This window comes from Flavobacterium sp. (assembly GCF_044368995.1).
In the GTDB taxonomy this organism is placed as follows: domain Bacteria; phylum Bacteroidota; class Bacteroidia; order Flavobacteriales; family Flavobacteriaceae; genus Flavobacterium.
Genome location: NZ_JBIPMS010000162.1, coordinates 1 through 2,937, shown reverse-complemented (window position 1 = coordinate 2,937; position 2,937 = coordinate 1). Strand labels below are relative to the sequence as shown.

3 protein-coding genes and 1 pseudogene are annotated in these 2,937 nt (G+C 31.1%); 2 read left to right on the top strand and 2 right to left on the bottom strand.

The genetic code is table 11. The features are described 5' to 3' along the window. A partial coding sequence (locus tag ACIQ2I_RS08815) for a S1 RNA-binding domain-containing protein (protein ID WP_396182041.1) occupies window positions 1-812 on the top strand: 812 nt, incomplete at its 5' end. A 122-nt stretch (window positions 813-934) separates the two neighbouring features. Here the strand turns inward: ACIQ2I_RS08815 and pyrE are convergent. Further along, window positions 935-1,576 (bottom strand): orotate phosphoribosyltransferase, encoded by a 642-nt coding sequence (pyrE, locus tag ACIQ2I_RS08810; protein ID WP_396182040.1) that lies wholly within the window; start codon window positions 1,574-1,576, stop codon window positions 935-937. A 7-nt stretch (window positions 1,577-1,583) separates the two neighbouring features. On the opposite strand from pyrE, the gene ACIQ2I_RS08805 reads away from it, so the two are divergent. Beyond that, window positions 1,584-2,198: an NUDIX hydrolase gene (locus ACIQ2I_RS08805; RefSeq protein WP_396182039.1), complete on the top strand. Its 615-nt coding sequence runs from the start codon at window positions 1,584-1,586 to the stop codon at window positions 2,196-2,198. 67 nt (window positions 2,199-2,265) lie between these two features. On the opposite strand, the pseudogene ACIQ2I_RS08800 reads toward ACIQ2I_RS08805, so the two are convergent. Then, window positions 2,266-2,937 (bottom strand): annotated as a pseudogene (locus tag ACIQ2I_RS08800) (hypothetical protein); the annotation flags it as partial.

Here is a 2,937-nt window from a genome sequence, read left to right as displayed (position 1 = left end):
TGTATCACACATTAAAAATAGATAGAGAAACAAAAGTAGGTTTGTTTTTGGTAAATGAAACCGACGATGTTTTATTACCAAATAAATATGTTCCAAATGATTTTACAATAGGCGACGACTTAACTGTCTTTGTATATTTAGATCACGAAGAGCGTCCGGTGGCAACCACTTTAAAGCCATTAATTACATTAAATTCGTTTGCCGTTTTAAAAGTCAATTATATCAATAAATTTGGTGCCTTTTTAAATTGGGGAATGGAAAAAGATTTGTTTGTTCCTTTTAAAGAACAAGCCCGCCCAATGGAAAAAGACAAACGATACATCGTAACAATGTATTTAGACAAACAAACGGGTAGGTTAGCGGCATCAAGTAAAATCAATCAGTTTTTAGATAAAGAACCTTTAGATGTTGAAGTCGGACAAGAAGTAGATTTAATGGTTTCTCATATTACAGATATTGGAATCAACGCAATTATTAACGGAAAATTCAGAGGATTGGCTTATCAAAATGAAGTTTTTGAAACCGTTTCTCCAGGATATAAAACAAAAGGCTACATTAAAACCATTCGTCCTGATGGAAAAATAGACGTTTCTTTCCAAAAACAAGGCTTTGAAGCCATTGACGATTCCTCGCAACAAGTTTTAGAAGCTTTAAAGCAAAACGATGGTGTTTTACAATTGAATGACAACAGTCATCCAGAAGAAATAAAATCTGTTTTAAAAATGAGTAAGAAAACATTTAAAAAAGCAATCGGAAGTTTGTACAAACAAAAATTGATTGATATCAATAACGAAGGTATTCAGTTGGTGTAACTTTGCTTTGTCATTCTGAATTTGTGTCAGAATCTAAATATAAAAAAACGCAAATTCAAATGAATTTGCGTTTTTTTATGTCTAATTTTCTAATCTGTCTAAAAATCTAACATTCTAAAAATCTAATTTCCCCACTCACTAGGATTACTATTCCAAGATTGTAGGGTTTCTAATTCTTCTTCCGAAACATATTTTTTCTCAACGGCTTTCTCAATTAAGTTTTCGTAATTACTTAATGTATATACGTCTAATTTTGCTGCTGCAATTTTTTCTTCAGATATAGGAAATCCGTATGTAAAAATAGCGGCCATTCCTTTTACATTAGCGCCTTCATTGCGTAATGCTTCAACAGCCATTAAGCTGCTTCCACCAGTTGAGATTAAATCTTCTACAACAATTACGGTCTGACCTTTTTGTAAAAAACCTTCTACCTGATTTTGTCTTCCATGCATTTTTGCTTCTGGCCTAACATATACAAAAGGCAATCCCATAGCTTCTGCTACTAGAATTCCAATCCCAATTGCGCCTGTTGCCACACCAGCAATGACATCTGGACGACCAAATTTTGCTTCAATTTGCTTTACAAATTCATCTCTTATATAATTTCTAACCGCTGGAAACGAAAGAATTACGCGGTTGTCACAATAAATTGGACTTTTCCAGCCAGAAGCCCATGTAAAATGATTTTTTGTTTCTAATTTAATTGCGTTTATTTGTAAAAGCAATTCGGCTGTTTGTTGTGCTGTGTTGTTATTAAATATCATATTGCAAATGTATAAAGTTTTTGTAAACGAGAAACCACTTTTTTTGACAAATAAAATTGAAAAGGAAACAAATTTCAAAATTTATCTGTTAGAAACAGTAAATATTCCAAAAGTAATCTCAGAATTATTTTTGAATAAAATACAAAGTGCCTATTTGTACCACTCAGATGAAAAGCTAATTATGAAGACTTTGAAATCTAAAATCCCTGTGGCTAAAGCGGGCGGTGGTTTAGTTTTTAATGCTGATGGGGAAGTTTTGTTTATTTTTAGAAATGGAAAATGGGATTTGCCAAAAGGCGGTATTGAAAAAGAGGAAACCATTGAAGAGGCAGCCATTAGAGAAGTAGAAGAGGAAACAGGTGTTTCAGGATTAAAAATTTCAGAAAAATTACAAAAAACCTATCATGTATTTAAACGTAACGGAATTTTTAAACTGAAAATTACTTATTGGTTTAAAATGAAAACCAATTTCACTGGAGCAACTTGCCCACAAGAAAAAGAAGGTATTTCAAAAGCAGTATGGATTAAACCTTCAGATATAGAAGCCACTTTAGGGAATTCCTATGAAAATATTAAGTTGTTGTTTGAAAGTGAAAATGCTAATGTGTCAATTGGAAAATAAATCAATATTCCAATTAAAATGTAAATCTATAAAATTGGCAAATTGTTAATTGAAAATTGTCTAATTATCAATTAACTCTAAAAACAGGATATCGCATAAACTCCTTTTCAAAGTATTTCGAATTTTTGTAAACCCAGTATAATTGATCTCCGCCGTTTTCTGAGAAAGTTTTATCAGTTTGTTTTTTAGCTTCAAATTCTTGTTTTAAAGTTGGGTTTTCCTCTAAAATTTGTTTCGCTACATCTTCAAAAACATAACTAGAATAACCTTCTTTTTGTTGTAAAATCGTATCGAAAAAATTCCAATTAAAATACGAATCCACGGCTTCTGGTTCTAAGGTTTCTAATAAGTATTTAACACCTAATTGATTGGTAGAAATTTTATAATCGCCAACTCTAAATTCCATTTTTTCTATATTTTTTGTTACGGTTGTATTGTAATGTCCGTAATGCCCTTCGTAGGCATTTTTTCCAGTTTGATAATTGGTAATTTTATAAATTTCTACTTCAAGTATTTCATTTTGTAGCATTGATATCATTTCAATATTATTCAATTTTAATAATTCAATTATTTGCCATTGACATTGCGGTACAACATAATACTTCGGAATAGTCACAAATTTTGTTGGTTTATAATTTCCGTAAAACGGTATTTTCTTTGTAAAAGGTTTGCTTTTATCATAAAACAATCTGTCTTTTCCAGAGATTTCACTAGGTTTGTAACCACCTTCGTAACCTTT

Coding starts and splice junctions, on each gene's coding strand:
- pyrE (WP_396182040.1), bottom strand. CDS start 1,576: ATGATATTTAATAACAACACAGCACAACAAACAGCCGAATTGCTTTTA.
- ACIQ2I_RS08805 (WP_396182039.1), top strand. CDS start 1,584: ATGTATAAAGTTTTTGTAAACGAGAAACCACTTTTTTTGACAAATAAA.